12 protein-coding genes and 1 pseudogene are annotated in these 25,022 nt (G+C 60.9%); 1 reads left to right on the forward strand and 12 read right to left on the reverse strand.

Annotated features, from left to right (window positions below):
* Window positions 1–144 precede the first annotated feature (144 nt).
* From ACN9M2_RS13210 to ACN9M2_RS13220, 3 genes are read right to left on the reverse strand one after another with little or no spacing between them, the layout of a single operon-like run.
* Window positions 145–2,109 carry a chemotaxis protein CheA gene (locus tag ACN9M2_RS13210; RefSeq protein WP_426285168.1) on the reverse strand — a complete coding sequence of 655 codons (1,965 nt, stop codon included), beginning with the start codon at window positions 2,107–2,109 and terminating at the stop codon, window positions 145–147.
* Between the two features lie 37 nt (window positions 2,110–2,146).
* Complete coding sequence (locus ACN9M2_RS13215) at window positions 2,147–2,509, reverse strand: response regulator (RefSeq protein WP_306850379.1); 363 nt, start codon at window positions 2,507–2,509, stop codon at window positions 2,147–2,149.
* A 10-nt stretch (window positions 2,510–2,519) separates the two neighbouring features.
* Window positions 2,520–2,837 (reverse strand): STAS domain-containing protein, encoded by a 318-nt coding sequence (locus tag ACN9M2_RS13220; protein WP_426285169.1) that lies wholly within the window; start codon window positions 2,835–2,837, stop codon window positions 2,520–2,522.
* A 1,385-nt stretch (window positions 2,838–4,222) separates the two neighbouring features.
* Here ACN9M2_RS13220 and ACN9M2_RS13225 point away from each other — a divergent pair.
* A complete protein-coding gene (locus ACN9M2_RS13225) occupies window positions 4,223–4,765 on the forward strand; it encodes an RNA 2'-phosphotransferase (RefSeq protein ID WP_426285170.1) in 543 nt (180 codons plus the stop codon).
* Here the strand turns inward: ACN9M2_RS13225 and ACN9M2_RS13230 are convergent.
* The 9 genes and pseudogenes from ACN9M2_RS13230 to ACN9M2_RS13270 form a co-directional block, all read right to left on the reverse strand.
* Window positions 4,698–5,198: a hypothetical protein gene (locus ACN9M2_RS13230; protein WP_426287976.1), complete on the reverse strand. Its 501-nt coding sequence runs from the start codon at window positions 5,196–5,198 to the stop codon at window positions 4,698–4,700. The genes ACN9M2_RS13225 and ACN9M2_RS13230 overlap by 68 nt on opposite strands.
* 2,345 nt (window positions 5,199–7,543) lie before the next feature.
* Complete coding sequence (locus ACN9M2_RS13235) at window positions 7,544–7,774, reverse strand: hypothetical protein (protein WP_426285171.1); 231 nt, start codon at window positions 7,772–7,774, stop codon at window positions 7,544–7,546.
* 502 nt (window positions 7,775–8,276) lie between these two features.
* Window positions 8,277–8,816, reverse strand: coding sequence for a DUF2247 family protein (locus ACN9M2_RS13240; protein WP_426285172.1), 540 nt, complete (start codon window positions 8,814–8,816; stop codon window positions 8,277–8,279).
* Between the two features lie 619 nt (window positions 8,817–9,435).
* Window positions 9,436–9,795: an SMI1/KNR4 family protein gene (locus tag ACN9M2_RS13245; RefSeq protein ID WP_426287924.1), complete on the reverse strand. Its 360-nt coding sequence runs from the start codon at window positions 9,793–9,795 to the stop codon at window positions 9,436–9,438.
* Between the two features lie 248 nt (window positions 9,796–10,043).
* Complete coding sequence (locus ACN9M2_RS13250; protein WP_426285173.1) at window positions 10,044–10,463, reverse strand: hypothetical protein; 420 nt, start codon at window positions 10,461–10,463, stop codon at window positions 10,044–10,046.
* A gap of 88 nt (window positions 10,464–10,551) precedes the next feature.
* Window positions 10,552–11,040, reverse strand: coding sequence for a hypothetical protein (locus ACN9M2_RS13255; RefSeq protein ID WP_426285174.1), 489 nt, complete (start codon window positions 11,038–11,040; stop codon window positions 10,552–10,554).
* A gap of 15 nt (window positions 11,041–11,055) precedes the next feature.
* Window positions 11,056–11,697 carry a hypothetical protein gene (locus ACN9M2_RS13260; RefSeq protein WP_426285175.1) on the reverse strand — a complete coding sequence of 214 codons (642 nt, stop codon included), beginning with the start codon at window positions 11,695–11,697 and terminating at the stop codon, window positions 11,056–11,058.
* Window positions 11,698–11,706: 9 nt separating this feature from the next.
* A pseudogene (locus ACN9M2_RS13265) lies at window positions 11,707–11,853 on the reverse strand (hypothetical protein); the annotation flags it as partial.
* A 642-nt stretch (window positions 11,854–12,495) separates the two neighbouring features.
* Window positions 12,496–24,987 carry a hemagglutinin repeat-containing protein gene (locus ACN9M2_RS13270; RefSeq protein ID WP_426285176.1) on the reverse strand — a complete coding sequence of 4,164 codons (12,492 nt, stop codon included), beginning with the start codon at window positions 24,985–24,987 and terminating at the stop codon, window positions 12,496–12,498.
* Window positions 24,988–25,022 lie beyond the last annotated feature (35 nt).

The following is a 25,022-nucleotide window of genomic DNA, read 5'->3' on the forward strand; positions in this document are numbered from 1 at the left end:
TTGCTCTGGTGGGAGCCGACCTTGTCGGCGATCCCGCGGCAGCGGGCCAGGTCACCGCAAGCACCCATCGCCGACAGGGTCGGCTCCCACAAAATCGGGCTGCCCCCTTAAATGGCTGCCACCTTAAGCAGCTCGCACAGCGACTCAGGCAGCCTTGCGCCGCCCCTGCATGCGAACCAGCCCCGTCACATCCGCGATCAACGCCACCGAGCCGTCGGCCAGGATCGTCGCACCGGAAATCCCAGCCACCCGGCGATAATTGGCCTCCAGCGACTTCACCACCGCCTGCTGCTGCCCGATCAACTCGTCGACGAACAGGCCGATGCGTGTCCCCTCGCCTTCCACCACGATGACGATGCCTTCGTCCAGAGGGCGCCGGCGCCCCGCGCAGCCGAAGACGTCGAACAGGCGGACGATCGGCAGCCAGTGCTCGCGGAAACGGAACAATTCGCCACCACCGGCCACGCTGCGAACGGCATCCGGCTTCACCTGCACGGATTCGACGATAGAGACCAGCGGCACGATGTAAGTCTCCTCGCCCACCGCGGCGGTGAGGCCATCGATGATCGCGAGGGTGAGCGGCAGGGTGATCGTGAACGTCGTGCCACTGCCCTGCACGCTGCGGATGCCGACGGTGCCGCCGAGATCCATGACGTTGCGGCGGACCACGTCCATGCCCACGCCACGGCCGGAAAGGTCGGTGGTGGCGGCGGCGGTGGAGAAGCCGGCCTCAAAGATGAGGTCGGCCACGGCGTCGTCGGACATGCCGTCGCCCGAGGCGATGATGCCGCGCTGGATGGCCTTGGCCACGATGGCGTCGCGGTTCAGGCCGGCGCCGTCATCGGCCACTTCCACCACGATGGAGCCGCCGCGATGGAAGGCCTCCATGCGCAGCGTGCCGGTGTCGCCCTTGCCCGAGGCTAGGCGCTTGGACGGCACTTCCAGGCCGTGATCGATGGCGTTCCGCACCAGGTGGACCAGCGGATCGCCGATCTTCTCCAGCACGGTCTTGTCCAGTTCGGTCGTCTCGCCACGGAGGTCGAGCACAACCTTCTTGTCGAGCTTCTGCGCCAGGTCGCGGACCAGGCGCGGGAAACGGTTGAACACCGTGCTGATCGGCAGCATGCGGATGCTCATGACGCTTTCCTGCAACTCGCGCGTATGGCGCCCGAGCTGGGCGAGGCCATGGCGGAGCATTTCCAGCTGCGATGCGTCCACGCCGTCGTGAAACTGGCTCAGCATCGACTGCGTGATGACCAGTTCGCCGACGAGGTTGATCAGCGTGTCGATCTTCTCGATGCCGACGCGGACCGAACTGGATTCGCTGTTGGCGGCCGGTTCGCGCACGGCGCGTGGCGCGGTGGCCGCAGCCGGTGCGGCGGTGACCGGTGCCGGCGCGGCGATACGCGGGGTCAGTGTGAGGTCGCAGTCGCCGTCCACCCAGTCGAACACGCCCTCGACGGCCGCGCGCTTGGCGCCTGCGTCGAGGCGAAGTGTCCAGCCGAGGTAGGACGACGAGGCGTCCATGTCGGCTAGCGAGGGAAGCTTGCTGGCGTCGCATTCGACGCTCAGCGGCCCGAGGGCGCCGAGTTCGCGGAACATGCGCGCCGGGTCGTTACCGGTCTTCAGCAGGTAATCGAACGGACGGAAGGCGATGTCCCAGCCTTCGATCGCTTCGGCGGCCGCGGAGGCCTTCGCGGCCACCGGCGCGGCGGAGCCTCCAGACACCATGGCCGACAACTCGGCCAGCAAGGCCTGGCTCTCGGCGGTGGCCGCCGGCTGGCCCGCCATCGACAGCGCCAGCATGTCGCGCACGGTATCGCCCGAGCGGAGCAGCAGTTCCACCACGGCCTTTTCCATCGGACGGCGGCCACTGCGGACCTCGTCCATCAGGTTTTCCGCCACGTGGGTGAAGGCGGCCACGTCGGTGAAGCCGAACGTCGCCGCGCCACCCTTGATCGAATGGGCGGCGCGGAACACGACGTTAATCAGTTCCGGATCGTCGGCGCCCTCGTCCAGCGCGAGGAGGGCCTGCTCCATGGCGTCGAGACCGTCGAGGCTCTCTTCGTGGAACGCCTTGTGGAATTGCGCCAGATCGACTTTGGACATGGGTGGACCCTGGATTGCCGGAACGTCTTGGAACGGATTAACCGAGCACGCGGGCCACGGTGGCCAGCAGCTGGTCGGGATCGAACGGCTTCACCAGCCAGCCGGTGGCGCCGGCGGCCTTGCCTTCCATCTTCTTCTCGGGGTTGGACTCCGTGGTCAGCATGAGGATCGGCACGCCGCTGTAACCCGGACGCGTGCGGATCTCGCGAACCATCGTGATGCCGTCCATCACCGGCATGTTCACGTCGGCGAGGATCAGGTCGAATTTGTGGTTACCCGCCGAATCCAGCGCCGCCTGGCCGTTGTCGGCCTCTTCGACGTCGTGGCCGGCGCCACGCAGGGTGAAGGCAACCATGCTGCGCATGGAAGCCGAATCGTCTACCGCAAGAATCTTTGCCATGGGAGCACCTTCAGTTCACGCCGGGCTGGGCCGGCAGTTCAATCAAAGCATCGAGGCCGAGCGTGGACACGCCACGGCGGAGGGTGTCGCTGACCCCGGTCCAGGCCACGGGAACGCCCGCGATACGCGCGTCGCGCGAGAACGCCGCGAGCACTTGCAGGGCGGCGGTGTCCGTCTGGGCCACGGCGACCGCGTCGATCTCGACCGCCTGCCCCGCGCTCAGGACAGCCAGCAGCGTCTCGCGCAGGGCCGGGGCGCTGCCGATACGCAAGTCCGCATCCAGCGTGAGCGGGGCGCGGGGCGTGTCTTTGGAGGATTTCTTCGCCATCGTCCGTACCGTTGGGACCCTTGGCGCGCATCGCCCGAGGGGTCGTTCGATGGGCTTATCGGCTTGGTGGGGGAAAGCTTTAGGGGGATCTGCGCGGCGCCCCTGCTTTCACTGAACCATAGACTCCACCAACCAGGCAGAAAAGTCCGGAGCGTAGCCCCTCACTTCCCAACCTGGCGAGGCGAACGCGTGGACATAAACGATCTTTGGGGACTCAGAAAGGTCGGTGCCATCAAAGCAAGCAACGTCATCCGTGTCCTCCATCTTTGCAAACGGCACAAGCTGTCGCTCTGGATATTGCTCCCGGAGTGTAGCTATCCAGAAATCCGCGTGTAGCGGGTAGTCGCAAAGGAACCACCAGGATCCGACATCGGGCCTCTCATCCGCCAAAACAAAGGCACGGAATTCCGCGGGAATGGCGAAGCCGGAAGGAAGGTCGCCATCCGAAAAGAAGTAACAGTTTTTAGTCATTTGTACCTGGGCCCTCTCAGAGGTAACCCGAGCCGCAACGCATCCTGTCTACCCATGTACGCAGGTCCGAGGGAATCCTCGTCAAACTGTCGCTTCATCGTGTCATCCATCAGGATCTTCTTCTCCCCCATGCCCACACGCCCTCAATGAGTACGCACAAGAAAAGCCCTCCATTATCCGCCCCTACCGAGTACATTTCTTCGCGATCGATGAATTTTATCTCCGTAGACCTGGTCCACCTCGCAAGCACGCATTGGGAATGCTTAAGTTTAGGCGCAACACCAGAAGCGCCCATCGCATAAGCGCGAGACCTTCCCATGCCATCTCAAATGATCGCGTACGCCTCGCCGTCCCGCTCTAGCACCATCCGGCTCAGGCCGGATAGCGATAGCGCACTCGCACGGGTAGTCGCTTTGGCCAAAACACCCGTGACCTCAACCACGTCGGAGTATCGCGCCGGGCCACCCACCCAGCCACCGACCTTCGAGTCGAGGAGCTTTTCAAGTCCTGGGCAGTAAACTTCCACGGCGTGAGCTGTGTCGCCTACGACGAAGGATTCGAGAGTGGGAACAAGAATTGCTCGTGCATCGCGTATGACGAGCACAGCACGTGCCGAGACAACTCTTCCCAGAGATGTCTCGGACACATCTGAGAAAATATCAAATGGATCTTCCGCATTCACTCGGTATAGACCTTTAGCATGCCGCCATCCCACCTTCACACCCCGCACTCGACCGGACGGTATCGCCCGCAGGATACCCACTCGAGTAGTCGCCACTCAGATATACGAGTTGCCAAGTCAACCCGTGACACCTCGAGCCAGAGATCGTCCGACAGCTCTATCGGCGCCCCTCGAGAAGCCTTTAGGAAGGTGAGCTACGCTTCTATCAGGTAACCCCACATCGGACGAAACCATGGAAGACCCGAAGCTAGTTCGTACAAGTAAATATCTGAGCTTCATCCTTCGGCATGCACCGGAAACCATTGGACTGAAATTGGACAATGATGGATGGGCAGAGGTCGAAGAACTCATCCAGTGTGCCGCCGAAGCCGGCATGAGACTGGATGCAAGAATCATCGGGGAAGTCGTCTGCACAAGCGATAAGAAACGCTTCACGCTGTCACACGATGGCCTGCGGATCCGTGCTGCTCAGGGGCATTCTGCGGCAAGCGCGAACATCAGATATGCCGAAGCGGCACCCCCGGACGTGCTTTATCACGGTACCGCAACCCGCCATATCGAATCGATCCGGATACATGGCCTCGTATCTGGCGCAAGGCATTACGTGCATCTGTCGAGCGACGAGGCTACAGCATCGAGAGTTGGGGCCCGACACGGAAAGCCCATCGTTCTTACGGTTCATACCGGCTCAATGTACCGGGCCGGGTTCACGTTCTTTCAGGCGGAGAATGGGGTTTGGCTGACATCGCGAGTGCCGGCTGAATACCTCGGGTGACGATAATCTCGCCACTCAAGCGCACGTCCGACGCGAGAACATGCACGTCCAGGTTCTCAGAGAGGAACTGGATAGAGAAGTGCCTCACCGGCGGCGGTGGATGAGCCGTGACGGTTGCTCTAGCCCTTAAATAGTGGTCTACATACTCCGAACATCGAAACTCCGTGAGTCTGCCAAGCTTCAATCCTGAAGCCTCACCTACGACTTCGAACGCGAAGCCCCCAGGAAATGGCTGCCTTAGAAACGCCGTCGCGTAATCGAACAGAAATGTTCGTTCGGCGATGCACATCTCCCTAGACGAAGGATCTTCGTAGTCGTACTTGACTGCTATTGCGAGCTCCAAGCCTTTGGAAACAATAGCCACACTGGATTCACCGTATCCCGGCAACCATTCATAGGGATCGAAAATTGTAGTTGGCTCACTGATTTTCATGGCTGATGGATTCGTTTCCTATGCGGCTCCGCTCCAACACCGCTGGCTATAACACGAACAGCTCGCACGTTCAGATGTCGAAGTAGAATAGGACCGCAATCTGTATCTTTCCATGCCCTGCCTTCACACCGATTCAATCGTTCTATGGGAAACGGCCACATCATTATGCGGAATCGATTTCCCGCAAGGCACCGATGACCCTTACCTGCTTTTCCGCCGGCATGAGGCTTTCCCATTCGACGTGCGAAACAAGTGGAATGGACAAGTCGACAACCGCAATCGGATCGGCATATCCACCGAACCGGAGGAAATGTTCGTGACATCTTTGGCAGCGAGATAGTCGACGCATCTCGAATGTATAACCCTCCGACGATCGATCACATGCGATTGAACCAAAAATTCGCTGGAGCTTATCGGTGCCTTGCCACGTAGCCGTCGCACCTCCTGTAACGTGATCGACGATATTTCCAACTTCCGAGTAAGCCCGATCACCAAAGGCATTCATGTATCGGCATTGTCCATCTTCACTCCACAGCAAGAACTCCCCATAGACACCCGGATGAAGTACCGGTCGCTCGGTCCGGGATTCGCAGTGCGGACATACGAACAATCCTATTGAAAGTCTCATGGCTTTAGTCGAATCCACATGGGGAGCCTATGGATCATCAAAATAGGGAGAGGACTTCAGCGCCTCATCAATATCTTCCCTCGCCCTAGCTCCCCACCTTGGATCTAACTGGTCAATCAGTCTCATCATTCAATCCGGGTCCATCGCTCAGAATATCATGTCGAGATTCCGCGCTGGCATGCGTTGCAGGTGCGGGGAACGCTAAGGGATTGATCAAAGCCACCGATCATTTGCCTGTGGGCGATATCCGATTTCTATACGCTCCACAAGTAACGGCGCGCTTACAATCCCTCGCACGGGCAAGCAATACTCGTCTTCCCGCAGAGGTCGATCCAGCATCGTCGATGTAGTGCCATCCCAGAGCCAGATCGAACCGCCACGAGTTCCGTTCCGGGATCGGAATGTGGGAAAGCTAGCAAGCTCATCCGAAACACGATGATTCCCGACCACGGCGACCAGCGCCTGGTTGACCGCGCTCTGCAACGGAAAGAAAGTGGGGAACTGAACAGCCCGGCGTACTACGCCTGCCCAGTCTTTGGGAACCTTAGTATGCCGGCCCTCGAAAATTCGAATCAAATGCCCATACTCTGGATGTACATGCGTCAGCTGGGCATAAGAAACTCCCTCTGACGTCAATATCTGGACGATGTCGCCCAACTTAACCCGCTTGCCCACCCCAGAAAGCCTCTTCTTCACTAACCTGGCTGGAGCCTAATCCACTGCCTTGAGGTGGCGGAAGCGACGATTATCGGTCCGGCGGGGGTGAACCAAAACACGGACGTTGCCATGATTCCGCCCAAGAGCGGTGGCCCAATGCCTTCAGGGGAGACGACTTTATCCCGCATGAGGGACAATGCGTGGGCGTAGCCAGTTGATGATCCGACCATGAAATACATGATCGGCTCGGCAGCGACAGCACCGATAAGAAAGCTCGCAATGTACACGACCGGAGCCGGACTCTTGAGTCTGATCATCGACGTCAAGGCGCCTAACATGCCGGCCAAAAATCCGTCAAACATCTATCGCCTCCCTGTATGTTAACCGGCCCCTCGAGCTCGACCCCAGGTCTCAGCAAGCGAAAGCCATTCTTATCTCTCACGGCGTAGATCGTCGAATACCCGAATGACAGAACAAACCGTTCGCTGAGCCACGCCGCCAGCGATCTCTTGAAGCGCTCGAGGTCATTCCAACATGCGTCATAAGTCCTCGGGCTCATAACTGCCGAACACCGCGCGGTCTGCACTTCTACCGTGTTCGCCATAGCAAAGACGCCCCTCCGCCCTCTCATATAGGCCACCCCGACTTCGAGCCCTGGGACCAACGCCCGCCGCTCACTACCAGGCCTTGCTCCCGCGACGCCTCTCGAGTGCGCCTAGCTCCGCAGCTTGCGCTCGGTCGAATCGCAGATCCTCCTCTAGAAAGCGAAAGTGCCCTTGCCAAGTCGCGACAATCACGTCCACGTACGACTGAGGGACGACCGTTCTGGGAATCATCTCGCCGTCCACCATCATCACATACGATTCGAAGCAACCATTGCCCTTAGAGAGCCCAACACCCGATGAACCCTTCCACATGTCTATCGGCTTCCTTCGGGCGAGCTTTAGGAGAGCATCGATACCCAACAGTGAAGACTTCCCCATCGCAAACCCGCCGTGTCATGCGAAGCCACCATCGGCAATTGAAGCAGAAGGGAGGCCCACCTGGCAGACTAGCTTCATCACGCCTTCTGTTCCCCACGCACCCGTCCAGACCAAAGATCGATGTACGTGAACGAACCAAGGACTTTGTCGATCGTGGATTCGCCAAGCTCGTCGATCACATCAGCGGGAATCGATATACCGGTCGCGCGACCGTGCATCGGAAACATCTCATACGTGACGCCATGGGAGGCGAATACCTCGGCGACGCGCTCCGCATCGACAGTAGCGATGACGATTTGCACACCCATCAACGCTTGAACTCCACTGTGCATACATCTGCGAGAGAAAGCGCAATACGATCGAGCGCATCGAGCCCCGGCTCCTGCCCGCGCACGTCGTAAATGAGCCGGCATCGAGAAAGATGCAAGGGGAGATGCAATCGTGCGTGGAGTATACGAGCCCGGTTATATTCGATGCTACGACTCAGGCGCTCCTCTGTTTCAAGGCTGTGATTCGCAACAAAGATGAATTCTCCATGCTCGTCCCGGACATATTCGGGTGTAATCATATGTACCTTTCCCACGATAGAGAAACCATGTTACCCGTGCGGTATCCGCCACCGAGCTTCTTCCACACGCTGACACGAGATACTAGTACTGAAGATCGATTTCGTGAATTGCGCTGGATTCGACCCAAACAGGCTAGTGATATCGCTAGCTCGACGCGCTGCGACGGACCGATTTCTTCCCCGCCTCAGGCCTCCAACTTTACGTGAACTTCTCGAGATCCTCGAGCAAAAGGTGTCAGTTCTCACGACCGAGAAGATTCCTGAATCGCCTGGAGTGCCACCCCCTCGATTTGCAACCAATCACGGAGCTGCTCCATCCGCCGCAGGTAACCATCGTGGCTCATGTACTCCGATGTCACCGTAGTCGAAAATCCTGGAAGTGAGGAATCAAGATCCACTGCACTCCAGATCAAAACGAACTCATCTAGCCGAATTAAGCCATACATTGGATCTTCTTCCGGATCTCTCAGCAATTCAGTTAGAACCCCAAATCTCCAGCAACGAAGTCCGTGCACCTGATCGGACCCCGTCCGCTCACAAATCTGCTCGACCATCGCCAACAGCTCATTCGTCGATAGACGAGGCTCAGTAGCCATCGCGACAACATGCGTGAGAAATGGGCTGACGGACTCCACAACTTCTAACCTAACGCTCGAAAAAATTGCGACGCGGTCAGGTGAGAGGATGTCGGGCAGCCCTGGAACACCCGTCAATCCTCGACGGACGACTTCCCAGTTGACCAGTCGACGTTCCATCAAACTATTGAAGACATTGTCAATCATGGTGTGATCAGGCCTTCTCTCTCGTCAGTCAAACAGCTTCACGCGACTCACGGGATAAACCTCGAACGGGACCCCAAATTCACAAAACCGTTCGCGCAGGACCTCATCAAGGCCTGGACTAAAGGTACCCAAATTCTCGATCACTTCAAATTCTTCTATCCAGTCTCTGGCTACCTTCGTGGCGAGGACATCAAGGCCTAACCACGCGTCTGACGAGGCGTTAGAAGGAAAAGGATCGATCCTAGAAAGTTCTTCGATGTAAGAAAGGATGTATTCACCCTCGCCTTGCCCATCTGGCAACGAGGGCGACCAGATCAGTTGACAGACAGCCAACCTGTATAGGGTATCTACTGCGGCCTGCCATCTGCCGCGCGTGTCCGTTACTGCCACAAGTCCGGACGTAAAACGATTCTGCTGAATAATCGGAGAGGCAAAGTAGATGCAACTTCCTTTGGATCACTTGTAGTGACGGCCTGGTCATTGGAACCTCGATTTCTCTTGCGCATGGCCGATCTCGTTGGGACTTAGTTTGCCAAGGCACCTCTGGTTACGTCCGGACTATGCTACGGGAGGCAACAGTTCATCTTCCCCGTTCTGATTGGCCTTATGTTCAAGCCTTTCAATTTTTGCTATCGGAGTGATGCCGCTCATGATCGGAAAGGGCAGCTCTCAACCAACTCGAGAAGTCGCATTCAACACCCCTACTCTCCCATCCTTGTGAGGCAAAGGCATGGATGTATAGAACCCGAGGGTTACCCGAGAGATCGCTCCCATCGAAACATGCCACGTCATCCGATCCGGCTAATTTAGCAAAAGGAACCAGCGATCTTCCCGGATATTGCCGAGCAAGCTCATGGATCCAGAACTCCGCACTTTCCTTCCTTACGCCGAGGAACCACCAGGGATCGACGTCAGCTAGGTTGTCGTCGTGAAGGAAGCATAGATAGTCTTCTGGAAGCGAGAAGCCAGCCGGAAGCATGTTCTTATCGTAAACAAAAAAATTGGCCACTTTGGCCTCCCCATGATCTTCCGCCGCGACAACAGACCTAACGGGCTTGTCGCTGAGAAGCAGCCCGACCGGTTGCTGACTCGAGTGCCCAACGCTTCGCCGAACGCAGTTTGTCTTCAATCCACCATATCGGGATCATCTCGCCACTTACCGTCATTACATATGACTCGAACCCCTTGTGATCCGGCAGAACCTAACCGCCGCCGTTTTCCGGAATTCTACGCGTGACAGTCTTTAAAACTCGCGTAAACGGCTTTGACCAACGCGTCAGGGTGATCGGCTTTTTCAGGCGCATAGAGGACCAACCGGCCATTAGCGATGGAGTAGCCTAGAACGTCTTCGGCAAACGACACGTCTTCCGACCGCAGCCAATCCGCGACCTCTCGCGCGTTCTCCCCGAGCACATTTCTATTGAAGCAAAGAAACACGTTAGGCGTGAATATTTCGATACCCTGGAGGACGTCGTCTTTCCCAAAATAAACGTGTATCGCCCCTTTGTTGTATTCGTCAGTGGGGCTCACACTAAAGATCGACTTCATGAACTGAGTCGGATGCTCTCCGAACAGAAGAGCGACCTCTCCGCGCGTCAGGCCTGGGCGAAAGCCAACAAGATTTCCCTCCACAAACTCAAAAACCATAGTGTTCTCTGCCTGGCAAGCTTCGCGTTGTTGATCTTGGCAATCTGGATCTTCGGCTCAGCCGAACGAGACCCGTCGAAGTATCGCCTTAGCCGGAAAAGCTCTTCCAGAATGGTTCATCAGCAGCAGCTAACGAGCTTACGAGGTCGAGCGATCTGGCCATATCCTGGAGGTAGGCAGGCATATCGACCCGCGCGACACGCACCGGCTTTAGTATTCCCCAATTGCCATGGAAGTCTCGGCATGACGTCGCACATTCCTCGAATGCGTTGAAGTACGCCTCAAATCCGTCTTTTTCACCTGCGCCCCCGGCGTGTGCACCGGCCGCGCCGGCGGTCCGCTGCCGCAACTCGTTGCGAACGTATCTCATCAGTGATACGGCGTCTTCAACATCGTCCAATTTTACGTAGGTACGAAATATTTGGTCATGAAGAAATTGTCCACGCATGTTTCCAGCCGCGATACCTTTGACCACGACTGACAACCGATCCATCGATGCGGCATCTCCCAGGTCAAACATATAGCTGCCGCCAATGAAGCCCACCGTCATACGATCACCTCTTGAACTGAACGTCATCAGGCCTTATCGCGCCTACACGCGACCGTCCTCATAACTAATGTAAACGGTCTTTATCATTGCGTCGGGGTGATCGCCTTTTTCAGGCACATAGAGGACCAACCGGCCATTAGAGATGGAGTAGCCTAGAGCGTCTTCGGCGAAGGACGAGTCCTCCAACCGAATCCATTCCGCAATCTCCCTCGCTATTTCGCCAAGCACATTTCTGCCGAAACAAAGAAAGACGTTAGGCCGCGAAATTTCGATGCCCTCAATGACGTCATTCTTGTCGAAATGAACGTGGATCGACCTATTGGTGTACACATCGGTGGGACTGGCACTGAAGGGGGATTTCATGAACTGAGCCGGATGCTCCCCGAACAGGCTCACGACCTCCCTTCGCGTCAGGCCTGCGCGTACGCCGAAGCAATCGGAGCAGGCTCTGCTCAAATCAATAAAAACCTGACCTTCAATGTCCAGCGGACGATATATGTCTTTGACACAATCCTCGTATCTCTGTAGTCGAAGTCTGGTTTCCTCAATAATGCAATCAACGGTACCAGTTTGACTGTGCCACGATTTATCAGGTTTTATAAAAATGAAGATGCTCATATTCGTATCACCTAATAATAATTTTCTCTTCTTATCCGCAGGTAACCCCAAAATCCAACCGTTCACGATCGCTCGATTCTCAGGCGTGAGGTTCCAATAGTCCAGTGGAACAATATCCGCCTTATTGGGATGAGAGATCAGCTGACTCTCATTTTGGTCTAGATTGTTTGAGAAGGACCGATTGATTTGTGATGCCTTACTGGAATCAGTCCACAAGAAGTCAACGGCCTTACCCTCGTATGGACCCGAGGTGAAGACAAAATCCGGCGCTTTGCTTCCAGGGCCGTCTGGACTGTTCTAGCGCATCAAGGTGCTGCCGAAGGTGTTCTCAAGTTCCGCAGCGGCATGCCCCTCGCGGATCACAAGCTTGTTTGTCGCCGGGTCCAGTTGCGATTTGAGACGAAGATAAATTCTCCCCATCGTAGGAACTATCTTATTCTGCGAGAATCTCGGCCACATTAAGCGGATTGCCTTGGTCATCCTGGAATGAGTGAAAGCCTTCTTCCGCTTGCGCCGGCCACAGATCGTCTGTCAACGACAGTGCCTCAAGTTCGACTATCCTTCCGTCCTTTCCAACCCATACGACGAAACTTGCCAGCGCTGGCACAGGTAACTCGCGAATCGCATTGACAGTTGGAGGATAGCTACTTACTGGGAGACCGTTTCCTCCCCGCGGAACAACAACCGGAATAGCCCTTTCGTCACACGCAAGATGAGTTGTAACTCCACCAGCGAAGACATCGCGTCGTAGTACCGAAAGGTACGGAATCTGCTCTCTGAGCTGCCGAATCCAATCTTCGTCACCCCGTAACGCGAGCCGAATAACGCGGCACTCAAAGGCTGAAATAGTGTCCATCACTCTTCTCACGGATAAGGATACTTCGAGTTATTGACATCACCAGACAACGTTCCGATACGAAAGACGCCGTCCACAGTCGTCCCTCGCACCCAAACAGGTGTACCGCCAACATCCATCCAGGTGGTGACAATTGCTCCGGGTTTGCCAACGAATTGCTGAGCAGCCTCATGCACAGCCTCAAGAGCCTGCTCTGGACTTCCAAATTTTGCAACGATCGGCTCCAAACTGTGGGCCGGATTTTCGAACAGGTGGACCATTTTAGAGGTGTTCTGCCCGTAAACCGCGAGCGGGTTCGCGCCACTTTGTGGAGACGACCCCAGTGTTGGTACATTTGGCCAACTGCCGGCTTCAGCTTCAACAACGGTGGTTGTCGCCGGCACCTTGCCTTCATTTCCAGCGAGAAGCCAGGTGGTTTTTCCTAGAAGGTCTCCGACCCAAGTCCCCTGCGCGGCCGCTGCGGACATCCCATCCGTATACTGCGGGGACGCGCCACCGAGCTGCTTCGGAATGAACGGATTGGTTGGATTCGGCCCCTCATCATTTCCTACGAATGGCAGGAGAGAATTACCGTACTTTGCTCCCGCACCAGACAGGTATGCGCCAGTCTCACCGTCTTGCGGAAGACTCGCATAGACCGAAGCTGCGACGCCGCCGAGGAACCCGATATTGCCAAAGTACCCGGATTGCTCGAGATGATGATCGGTCGTCTGATCTCCACGCATCTCGCGCGGAACAACCGGACTGTCAGTGTACGATTCCAGCGCACCAAGCCCTTGGTAACAGGCCGAAGATCCTCCAGCGTTACAAACGATCGCAAGCGCCACGTCGTTCTGGACTGACTGCTTCTTGGCTTCAGCAATCGCGTCGGAACGACAGGAGTCGGTCGTGCACGCTGCCAACGCATTGTTCAGGGTGTCGATCTGAGCGTGCGTCAGATAGTTGTATTTGGTTCCGTTGAGAGCCGCCGTTGACCCGCTGTCACCGCCCACCACGGCACCGATGGCCGCACTACCTGCCTGCATGAGAGCCTTGAACTCAGGGTCGGTCCGCTCCACTCCATGGCTCTGCAGATAGTCTGCCATCGTGTTGATGGCAAGTTGATTGGCCATGGCTCCTGCGGCCGCCTTACCTACATCACCTCCACCCAACGCGGCAACGGCTGCAGCCACTGCACCGTGTAGCACTGTTCGTTGAGGGCTTCCTTCAGCCCATTGCATCTTATCGGCGACGTCACCAGCAGCGCGAAAACCAACTTCCGCGGCAATCTCCCCGAGCTCCTGACGCTCCTGGATCTTCTTTTCGTCGAAGCCGTTTTTGAGCGCGGCGTCGTCGAGCGTGGGTGCTCGATCCACCCCGCTCAGATCCTTGTCCGGATTGTTACGGACGATGATCGTTCCTTCAGCAATACCCGATTTTGTATCGCTACTGCTGTTGCCGTGCTGCGGCGTCGCCATGGAAATAGCTCCGCCAATAGCGCCAGCGATATTGCTGGACATCGTACTGCCACCACTAAAGCTCACCTGGCTGGCGTTGTACTTCGACTCGTTATGCAAATCCTCCCAAACCAGGTCCCCCGTACTCAGCACATTTTTCGACGGGTCCGCCGTACTGGCGATCTGCCCACCGACAAGGTGCGTCGTTCCGCCCACATCGATCTGGAAGCCGCCTTCACCTGCCTTGATGCCGCTGACCTCGTTGACACTGGTGTAGTGGCTATCCACCTTGCTCGCGGCGTAGTAGGCGCTACCGCTGACAAAGCCACTCTGCGTGAGGCCGACCATCACCTTTCCACCAGCCTGCATAGTCTTACTGGCGTAGTCGTCCGTGTCCTGTTCACTGCGGATCGTCAGGTTGTTGCCAATGTTGGCGACTACCTGATCGCCCTTCAGTTGCGCACCTTCGATCGTGGTGTCGTTACCGCTGACAATGGTCAGTTTGTCGTCGGCACTGATGGTCGTCTCCGCATGCGTACTCCCGTTGCCATGGGCCTTGCCGCTACCCACGCTAGCCGACGCATAGATGCCAAAGCCGTCTGAGCCGAAGCTGACGCCTATACTGCCCGACGCGTTCTTCGAATCGTTCTTGAGGCTGTGGTCCTCGGACTGGCTCAACAAGTTAATGTCGTTGGTGGCTGCCAAGGCCACATTCTTTCCGGTGACCTCGCCACCGATGATCGTAAGATCGCCTCCCGTTGCGCCGATGGTGACGTTGCCGCCACTGGAAATGTGACCACCATAGGAGGTGCTGTCATGCGTCGTGGTCTTGCTACTGGCGGTACTGCCACCGATGCCGACCTGGATATTGATCCCCGTTGCGCCGGCAGCACCCTGCGCACTCGTGACCCCGCTGATGCCCTGGATCGCCTGGACGCCATCCTTGACCTCATAAGCGGCCTTGGCGGCATAAAGCGCCTTCAACCGATCATCATCCGTATCGTTCGCCCGGACGGCTGAATTGCGCACGTCCATGGCGAGGTCGTAAAGGCCACCACCCAGACCACCCGTGACACCACCTTCGCTATGCTTCTGCGACTGCTGCGTATCCAGCGTGTCCAGCCCTGCGTCGATCGTGACGTTCTTGCCGACGATCGTCGTACCCGTCTTGCTGATGACGTCCGTTCCAGTCAGGTGAAGATCCCCACCAGCCGTCAACGTGACTTCGCCATCGGTGGAACCCACGACACTGCCCGTGTGGGTCACCTGGTGGGAGCTCTCGGAACGGCTGTCCTTCGCCTGCCCGTACAGCTCGTTCATCCCGCTCTGGGAATAACCCGTCTTCGTGACCGTCTTGCTGTGGCTGTCGTCGTAGATATCGACGGCCGTGGTCAGTTGCAGATCGTTGCCCGCTGCGATCACCACATCATGTGTACCCGCGATCTTGGCGCCTTCGCCAAGCACGTCATGGCCTGCGGCAACAGAAATCGAGTCGCCGCTGAGTAGCGTGCCATTGGCGACGTGCTGGGCTGTGTCGTCGTTGGTGACCGTCTTCTTTCCTGCCTGCACGATGCCACCACCCCGATTGAGGGTGAAGCCGGATTTCTTGACCGTCTTGTCGTGGGTCTCGTTATAGGTATCGGTGGTAGACAGAAGATCGATGTCGTGACCAGCGGCCAAGGCGATATCTCCTGTCGCCTTGACAGTCGCCCCCATCGTCGTCAGGTCATTACCCGCCACCATGTGGACGTTGTCGCCGCTCAGCGAGGTGCCGATCGCCAGCGTCTGCTCGCTCGTGTCGTGCGTGGTCGTCGTCTTGCTTCCGAAAAGACCGCTCTTCTTTTTCTTGGTATCCGTGGCGACCGTGTGCGTCTCGTCCTCGGCCGCGAGCGTCAAGTCGTGACCCGCTGCCAGCGTGATGTCGCCGGTCTTGGTGATGACTGTCGTCGCGTCCAGCGTGGCGTCGTGGCCCGCTGCGATCTGGACGCCTGTGCCCGCGTCCACCGTGACGCCACGTACGGTCTCGTCCGTCGTGGTCTGGGTGACGCGCTTCTTGCCCTCCTTCCAACTTGCCGTCGTCGTGCTGCTGTCGGTGACCGTCGTCAGATCGAGGTCATTCCCCGCTTGTAGTACAGCGGTGCCGCCGGCCTTGAGTTGCGTACCTTCGAGCAACGCGTTGTTACCCGCCGCCACGGCTAGGTTGCCACCGGCGTCCAGGCTCGTGACATCGTGTGTCACTTTGCCCGACGAGCCATTGGCGGTCGCCGTCAATGAAAGGTCGTGGGCCGCCAGCAGGGCCATATCACCGCCTGCCTTGAGTCCGCCCGCCTGCACGGCAAGGTCGTGCCCCGCCTGCAGCGAGAGAGAACCACCCGCATCGACCGAGCTACCCTGCGTCTGCGTCGTCCAGCGCGTCCCACTCTGCACCGCACCCAGGGTCAGGTCGTTGCCTGCCTGCAACGCCGCGTTGCCACCCGCCTTGAGCGTCGACACGGACAAGCTCAAATCATTACCCGCAACCAGCGAAAGATCCTTCCCCGCACTAAGCGTGAGGCCCTCCGCCTGCGTCCCGGTAAGCGTGCTGCTCCACGCATAGGGATGGGTCGTGGTAACCGTCGACTCCAGCGACAGGTTGTTCCCCGCCCCCAGCGCCAGGCTGCCGCCTGCCGATATCCCCTGCCCGCTCAGCGTCAGGTCGTGCCCCGCCGTGAGCAGCGCGTCACCGCCTGCGGTGACCTTCGTGTGGTCGAGCGACAGATTGTTGCCCGCGCTGATCTGCAAGCCCTGCGTCGCGGTGATGCTCGCCCCATCCATGCCGCGGCCGACCAGCCCACCCACGTTCTCCGAACGAATATCACCGCCGGCGATCAGGCTGACACCCGCGCCGTCGATGCGCCCGTTGATGTTCGTGATGTTTCCGGTGGCGCTTATCGCCGTAAGGCCGTCACTGGAGATGCGGCCGGTGTTGAGCAGATCCTGAGCCGTGAGCAGCGTGCTGTTCTGGCCCTTGATCAGACCGTCGTTCGACAGCTTGCCCGACGCCTCGATGCTCACGTCCTTGCCGGCGATCACCGCACCCTGCGCGGTCAGGCCAAGGCTTCCGCTCGCCAGGTACACCACGGGCACCAGCACTTCGTGTCCGTCCACGTTCTGCTGCACCATCCAGACGATGTCCTGGGTGAGTGCGCTGACCTGGGCGGCGGTGAGGGCCACGCCCACGCTCAGGCTCATGGCCTGGGCGACGTGCGTGGCGTTGTTCATCAGCGACTGGTATTCCTCCAGGCCGCTGGAGTAATCGGCCAGGTAGGTGCGACCGGTGAGCTGGGTCACCTGCTGGGTGACGAGCTGCTGCTCGTAGAAGCCGTCACCGAGGCGCATCATCGTGCGCGCCGGATCGACGCCGAGCTTGTCCAGCAGGTAATCGCTGCTGATGAACTGGCTGTAGTCGACGAAGCGGGAGTTGGTCTCGATCAGGTAATTGCCGCTCGGCGGATGGCCGAGCAGCGCCGTGAGGTAGGCATTGCCTAGCAAGCCGACGTTGCGCGCGGATGCGCCATTGGCCAGGGCCGAGAGCGAGTCCGCGGCCACATTGCCCACCGCGCTGCGCTCGCCCGCCGAGGCCGCGGTGATCTGGCCACCGGCGGAAGGCCCATCCACCGCGACGCTTTCGCCCGCGCCGGCACCGCGGACGCTATAGATGCCACCCGTCGGCAAAGTCACCCCAGCGAGGGGTTGCCCCGCGCCACCCAGCACCTGCGGGGCGTGTCCGGTGGCCGGGTCGACCTGCGCGCCAACAGGCAGGCCTGCCGCACCCTGAGCATTGCCCTTGTTCACGGACGCCAGGCCAATGGCCTGCGCGTTCGGATCGAGGCGCGTATTGCCCACCGGTCGCCCATCCGGCGTGACACCGCCGTTGGATACATTCATCCCGCCGATGGCGACACCCGCGGAACCCGACATCACCGCGCCCAACGCGGTGTAGTTGTCGTGGATGTAAGTCGAGGGATCGGTGTTCGGGCGCCGCGTATACGACTCCGTGTCGCCACCCGCGTTGTCGCACAGACTCTGGTCCGTGCCGCAGCCGATATGATGGGTGACGGCGACGGTCTGAATGGTGCGGCCCGCGGCCAGCGACTGGTTGGCGACGTTCTCGTTGCCGAACACCATGCCCGTACCGCCACCCGCTCCCTGCTGGTTGACGGCAAGGAAGCCATTGGCCGAGATGGTCGAGGTGTTATTGGTGACGGAGCCGTACAAGGAGATGTTGCCGCCAGCGACGATCTGAGACTGCGCACTGGCCGCGTTGACCACCGTCTCGTCGATGGTGTGGTACTCGGTCCAGGTCTCGTACTCCTGCACCTTGTTGATCGCGTACTTGTAATCCGAGCGCGGCAACGGCTGCGACGCCGCCGATTCCTCGGCGGTCAGCACGTGGCTGGTCGTATTCAGGACGCGGCGCACATTGTTGATCTGGTTCGCCGCCAGCAAGATGCTGCCCTGCGCCTGGATCGACCCTGAGAGGTTGTCGATCTGCCCTGCGCGCGTGTCGAACAACCCTTGTCCATTACGCGCCGCGCCGGCCACATTGATGTTGCCCAGGCTGAAGATCTGGGCGTCGCGGTTGAGCAGGTAATTGGTGTAGATGTCGACGCTGTTCGTCGCGGCGATCGTGCCGCTCTGGTAAGCCGCATTACCGGTGGCCTGCCCGAAGTCGGCGCCGTTGATCACGGTTCCGGCTTGGATCGTGACGTTGGTACCCATGATGCTGCCGGTGTTGTTCACCGTGCCGGCATGCAAACCGACCGTGTTGCCCTGAATACTGCCCGCATTGGTTATCGTTCCACCCGTATTGAGCTGGGTGTTGGCCGAGTTGAGCAACGCGCCGGCGTTGTTGGTGATATTGGCCGCGCTGATGGTCAGGCCGTTCACCGCCTGGATGCTGCCGTTGTTGACGAACTGCCCATCCACGGCGAGGCTGAAGCCGCCATTGGCCTTGATGCTGGAACCCGCCGCCTGGACGTAGTCGCCCACGAGGTGCATGCCCAGCGTGTTATTGGCGACGATGGCACCCTGGCCGACGAGGTTGCGGATGTCGAGCACGACATTGCCGACACCGCCGACGCCGTCGATGCCTGCCTGCACGGTACCGCCGCCGTTGTTCAAGCTGGCGAGCGTGAGGTTGAGCTGATGCCCCGCCGTGATCTTGCCGCCGGCATTGATGGCCGATGCGCCAGCGTTGACGAAATTGAACGTGTTGCCGGCATAGACCGTGCCGTTGCTGTTATCCAGCTGGCCGGTGCCGAGGGTCATGTTGCCTGCGGCGACCAGCGTGCCACCCTGCGCATTCGAGATCGTCGCGCCCGAAAGGTTGACGTCTCCCTGCCCACCCAGCGTGCCGCCGCGGTTGTCGATACCGCCGCCCGATGTGACCTGGGTGAGCGCGGCGCTGGCATTGGCGATGCGGCCACCGATGTTGGAGATCGACGCCGAGTTCAGCGTCGTGGCGCCGTTGGCTTCGATGCTTCCCGCGTTATTGTTGAGGCCATTGGTGGCACGCAAGTCGATGGCGCCGCGGCTTTGCAGGTGGCCGCCGGTGTTGGTCAGCGTGTCCGTGGCCTGCACGTTGAGCTGGCCGCCGGAGATGACGCCGGCGTTGTTCACGCGCGCGGCGTTGAGCTTGGCCAGCGTTCCCGCGGCGATAGTGCCGCTGCCGTTGTCGAAGGTGCCGCCGACGCCAAGCGTGACGGCGCCGGGCGCGGACTGAATGGTGCCGCCCGCATTAGTGAGGCTCGCCGCGGTGAGGGAAAGATCGCCCGCGGTCGCCTGAAGCAATCCGCCCGCGTTGTTCACGCCGTTGGTGATCGTCACGCCGAGCGTATTGCCCGAGATCGCGCCATTCGCGGTATTGCTCAGCGAAGCGGCGGCAACGGTCATGCTGCCATGTGCGTTGATCAGGCCGCCATCGTTGGCGATACCCGTCACCGCCGTGACGCGCGTGGCGCCGTTGCCTGCAAGAGTGCCTTGGCGGTTGTCGATGTCCTGGTCGGCTTTCACGTCGAGCAGGCCATTGCCTGCCAACTGGATGCTGCCGCCGTTGTTGACCACCCGCGCGCCGTGCACCGTCAGGTCGCTGCCATTGGTGGCGATGGTGCCGCCACTGTTGTCCAGTGTTCCGTTGGTGCCTAGCGTCCAGGCCGACGTTCCGGTCTGCAACAGCCGGCCGCGACCATTGTCGATCGAGCTGGCGGTGAGCAGCAGCGCGTTCGCCTGCATGCGTGCGTCGTGGCCGTCCACGCCACGGTTCACCAGTGCGCCGCTGGCCTGGGCCGTGAGCACGCCACCCACGGCGAGATCGCCGGCCGTATGGTCGATATTCCCCGCGCGGGCGACCAGCGTCGCGTCGCCGCCGGCACGCTGCGTGCCGTAGGACACGTCGATCGTGTTCGCCGCCGCATCCAATGCATGGCCGGCGAGCAGGCTGCCATGCGCGGTCAGCGCCGAATCCGCCGACACGTGCAAGTCGCCCACGGTAGCCAGCGTACCGTCGTCCTCCACACCGGCCGCCAGCACGCCGGAGGCATCGACGTTGCCGCCATGCACGGTCAGGTCGCCGGACGACAACGTACGACCGTCGTTCTTCACGGAAGAACCGTCGAGCACGATGGTGCCGGCGGAGAGCGTACCCGCCTGGCTCAGGGTGGCGCCGCTGGTCAGCGACGCGGTCTGTGCTGAGATGTCGCCCTGGGTTTCAAGGTCACCCTCTGCATGCAGCGTCAGGTCCGTTGCGGCAAGCTGGCCGCTTTGCCGGATGGCACCCGTGGCGGTCCCGTCGAGGCTCGCGGCCGACACCACGGTGCCGCCCAGGAGGAGATCGCCCTGCCGGGCCTGCAAGGTCATCTTGCCCTGCTGCGTGCCCAGCGTGCCTGTGCTGGTGACGCTACCGCCTTTCAGATCGAGGGATGTCGTGGCGACGAGCTTGCCGGCATTCGCGACCGCGCCCGCCACGTCGATGTTCACATCGGCCGCGCTGGAGAGTTCCGCGGAAGCACCCTGCGTGAAGCTGGCGGCCCCGAGTGTGACCTTCCCGCCTGCGTAAGCGGTGCCGCCGTTGCTCAGCGCGTTCGTCGCGTGCAAGTCGAGGCTGCCATCGGTCGAGATGGCGCCGGTATTGCCGATGCTGCCCGCCGTGACCGACAAGGCGCTAGAGGCCAGCAGTTGGCCTGCGTGATTCACCGCGCCCGCCGTGTCGATCCCGAGCACGCCGCCTGCCTGGGTCGTGCCCGACAGGTCGATGTCACCTTGCGCAGCCAGCACGAGATTCCGGGCGCTCGCCAACGTGCCCTTGCTGTCGATGGCTTTCGCCGTGATCGACAGGTCACCGTTGGTCTGCAGCTTCCCGTTGGCATCCTGCGTCAACGCCCCGCCGCTTTGGATCGTGAGCCCTTGTTCGGATGCGAGGCTGCCGCGGTTGTCTACATTACCGGTCGTGCGCACGTCCAGCGTGCCCGTCGTGTAGACGCTGCCCGCGTTGTGCAGGTCACCTCCTGCATCAACGGCGAACGCGCCCGTCAGGGAGGTATCGCCTCCGAGCGCCATGTCACCAGCCGACACGAGTTTCGTGGCACCGGCGCTCATCGAACCGGACTGAGCGAGACCGCCTGCCGACGCCGCATCCAACCGGCCCGCCGAGACGGTCTTGCCGGCCAGCGAGAGATCGCCCTGGTTGGTGACGAGCGAGACATCGCCAGCGGTGCTGCCAAGCTGCCCCGTACTGCTCAGGCTGCCCGCGTGGATATCCAGGCCATGGCCGCCGACGATGGCGCCGGCGCTGTCGAGCGCACCGGCGACAGCCAGCGTCAAGGCGCCATCGGCATTGGCCTGACCGTCCCCGGTCTGGCTGAAGCTTGCGGCGTCCAAGGCCAACACATTGCCCGCGTAGAGCAACCCCGCGCTGGCGATGTCCTGCGACGCGGTCAGCGCGAGATCGTGTCCCGCACTGATCGCCGAGCCCTTCGCCGTGTCGAGGCGCGCGACGTGGACGGTGGCATCACGCGCGGCGACGACCGTCGCGGCCTGCGACAGCGTACCGGCGATGTCCGCGCGCACATCGCGGGCAGCCTGCACGCGGCCTGCAAGCGAAGCTGTATCAGCCTTGAGGATCAGGTCGTTGCCGGCATCCAGCGTGCCCACCATCGTGACGTTCGCCGCGTCGAGCGAGAGGTCGCCACCGGCATGCGCCGTACCGGCCTGGTCGATGCTCCACGCATGCAGGGTCAGACCGCCATCCGCATAGACATCGCCACGAAGCACTATCGACTGCGCGGCGTCGAATACCGCATTGCCCGACGCATGGATCGAACCGGCGAGCGTCATCGATTGCGCGGACGCCACATCGATAGCGGCAGCGGTGAAAGCGCCATCGACCAGCAAATCGCCAGCCGAGCGGGCATGAAAAACGGACGCCGCCGAGGCCACGCCGCCGAGATGCAGGTCGCCCGCCGTGGTCAGCGTTGCCGAACCCGCCGTGCTTCCGAGCGAACCCCGGGAATCGATACGTGCCGCATCGATGGTCAGCGCCTGGCCTCCAACGACACTTCCCGCGTTGTCGAGGGCATCGCGCAGATGCAGCGCCGCGGTACCGGCGGCACTGGCGGAACCCTCTGCGCCAACGGACAGGGCATTGGCCGCCAGGTCTAGCGTGGCCCCCGCATAGAGCTTCCCCGCGTTGTCGACGTTGCCGTCCATGGAGAGGGTCAAATCGCGGGTAGAGGACAGCTCGCCGCTGTTCACCAGCGCACCGCCGCGGACGATCGCATCGCGGCCCGCGACCACCGTGGCGGCATTGACCAGCGTGCCCGGCGTGGACAGCGAAACGTCCCGGCCTGCCTGCAGGTTGCCCGCGAGACGGAGCGACTGCGCATCGATGGCAACGTCGCGGCCCGCATCGATCTGCTTCGAGCTTTCCACCGAAGCGGCGTGCAGACCGAGGTCGGTGCCCGCATGCAACGTACCGGTGTTACCCACGGTACCGTCCGCGCTTAGCGTGAGCCGGCCATCGGCGTAAAGCGAACCCGCGTTGGCGAGGTCGCGCACCGCATGCACCTGCGCATCGCCGCGCGCATAGGTTTCGCCACTGTTATCGAGGGAACCGACGTCGGCATCGAGGTTGCCCGTCGTGAGTTGCCCCTGCTGGCGAAGCGCACCCGGTGTTCGCAGGCTCAGCGTGCCCCCCACGACCGTGTTACCTGCCAGGGTGACATCCGTGGCACTGGCCAGCGATGCGTCGCCCTGTCGCGTACCGAGTTCCCCGTGGCTGGCAATCGCGTGCGCGGTCAAGGACAAGCCATCGCCACCGACGAGGCTGCCGCTGTTGTCCACGTCGCCGGCCACGGCGATCCGTGCGCCATGCACCCCGTAAAGCTGGCCCGTCACACCCTGCGTCAGCGATGCCGCATCCACGATCACGCCACCGGCCGCGTACAACGTGCCCTGGTTGACGAGCGTGCCCACCGTATTCACCGCCAGGTCGCTACCCGAGGAGACGATCGCCGCTGACTGGTTGGTGAGGTTCGCCGCCTGCAGGTCGAGCCGGCCTCCCGACACGATGACCGCGCCGTTGTTCAACTGGCCAGTCGCGCGCACGGCTACGTCGCCACCGCCTTGCACGGCACCTTGCAGGCTGGCGTCGCCATGACTCGACAGGGCCAACGCACCACCGGCATCGACGACACCGCTGCTGTTCACCGCGCCCGCGTCGAGGGCAAGCCCGTTACCCGCATGCAGTGTGCTCGCCGCGGTGGTCTCAAGAAGGCCAGCCACCGCGACGCTGCCGCCGCCCAAGCCGTAGAGCGTGCCGGCGTTGCGCAGGTTGCCCGCGCGAACGTCGAACGACCCGTCGCTGTAGATCAACCCGGTGTTGCGCAGTTCCTTCGCCGCATACACGGCCAGGTTTCCGCCTGCGCTCAGTCGACCCGATACGTCGGTGTCGCCGGCGACGTTCACAGCCAGCCCGCCACCCGCGATGACGCGGCCCGGCACGGCGAGGGGACCACCGGCAGTCAACGAAACATTGCCGTTCTGCGTACCGAAGGCGCCCTCCACGGTCACCGGCCCCGTGGCGTCGAGGGACGCGTTGCCCAGTGCCACCGTCGTGCCGCCGAGGCGCACTTCGCCCGCGCTGCTCAGCGTGAGATCGCCCGCCTGGGCCGCGATCGCGCCACTGCTGACCACGCCGACACCCGCTTCGGTACCCACGAGGCGGATCTTCTCCGCATACATGCCACCAAGCGCGGCCACGTCGATGGCGACGGCCGGGCGAACCGCGTCGGCCGCCATGGCGCGTACGCCCGCGTCGGCGTAGTTCACGTCGTTGCTACCGCTGACGACGTTGAGATCCTTCGCCCAGAGGCTGCCGTTCACCTGCACCGCACGAGCGATGAGGTCGGTGCGGTCCACCACCGAGCCGTCGAGCCCGCCACTGCCGATGGCGATGTTGCCGCCGGTGACGTGGAAGGCGTCGAGGCTGCCACTGCCACCGAACACGGGGGTACCCGTGGTGAGCGTGAAGCGCTGGCTGTTGATCACGCCGCAGCCGTCGCAGGTGATGCCGTAAGGGTTAGCGATCACCACCGGGGCCGCCTTGCCGCCCACCTCGATATAGCCGCGCAGGCTGCTCGGGAGCGTCGAGGTCACCTCGTTGAGGATCAGCGAGGCTTCGCCGCCCTTGAGGTTGTCGTTGCCGGCGACGTAGCCACCGAGCTGGGTGCGGACGATGTTCGCACTGTTGTTGAGGATCACACCGCGCTGGTCGACATCGAAGCGCTGGTACTTGTTATGCGATACCCCCTTCGCATTCGGGGCGACGATATTCACCACGGGCACGCCGTTCGCCGCCGAATCCATCGTCGGCCGATGCGCGCCGGCCGCGGCGTCAGGCACCTGCTGCGCCCATGACACGACGGGTATGCCCAAGGTCGCCAGGGCTATCGCTAGCGCGAGCGTGCGCACCACGGAGATTGCCACGTCGCCCTGCTGGCGCATTATCGTTTCCTTGATCGTCTTCATGACCTGTGCCCCTTGTCGGTGCCGGCTCCGGCACC

It is taken from the genome of Luteibacter sp. E-22, from assembly GCF_049913125.1.
Taxonomy (GTDB): Bacteria; Pseudomonadota; Gammaproteobacteria; order Xanthomonadales; family Rhodanobacteraceae; genus Luteibacter.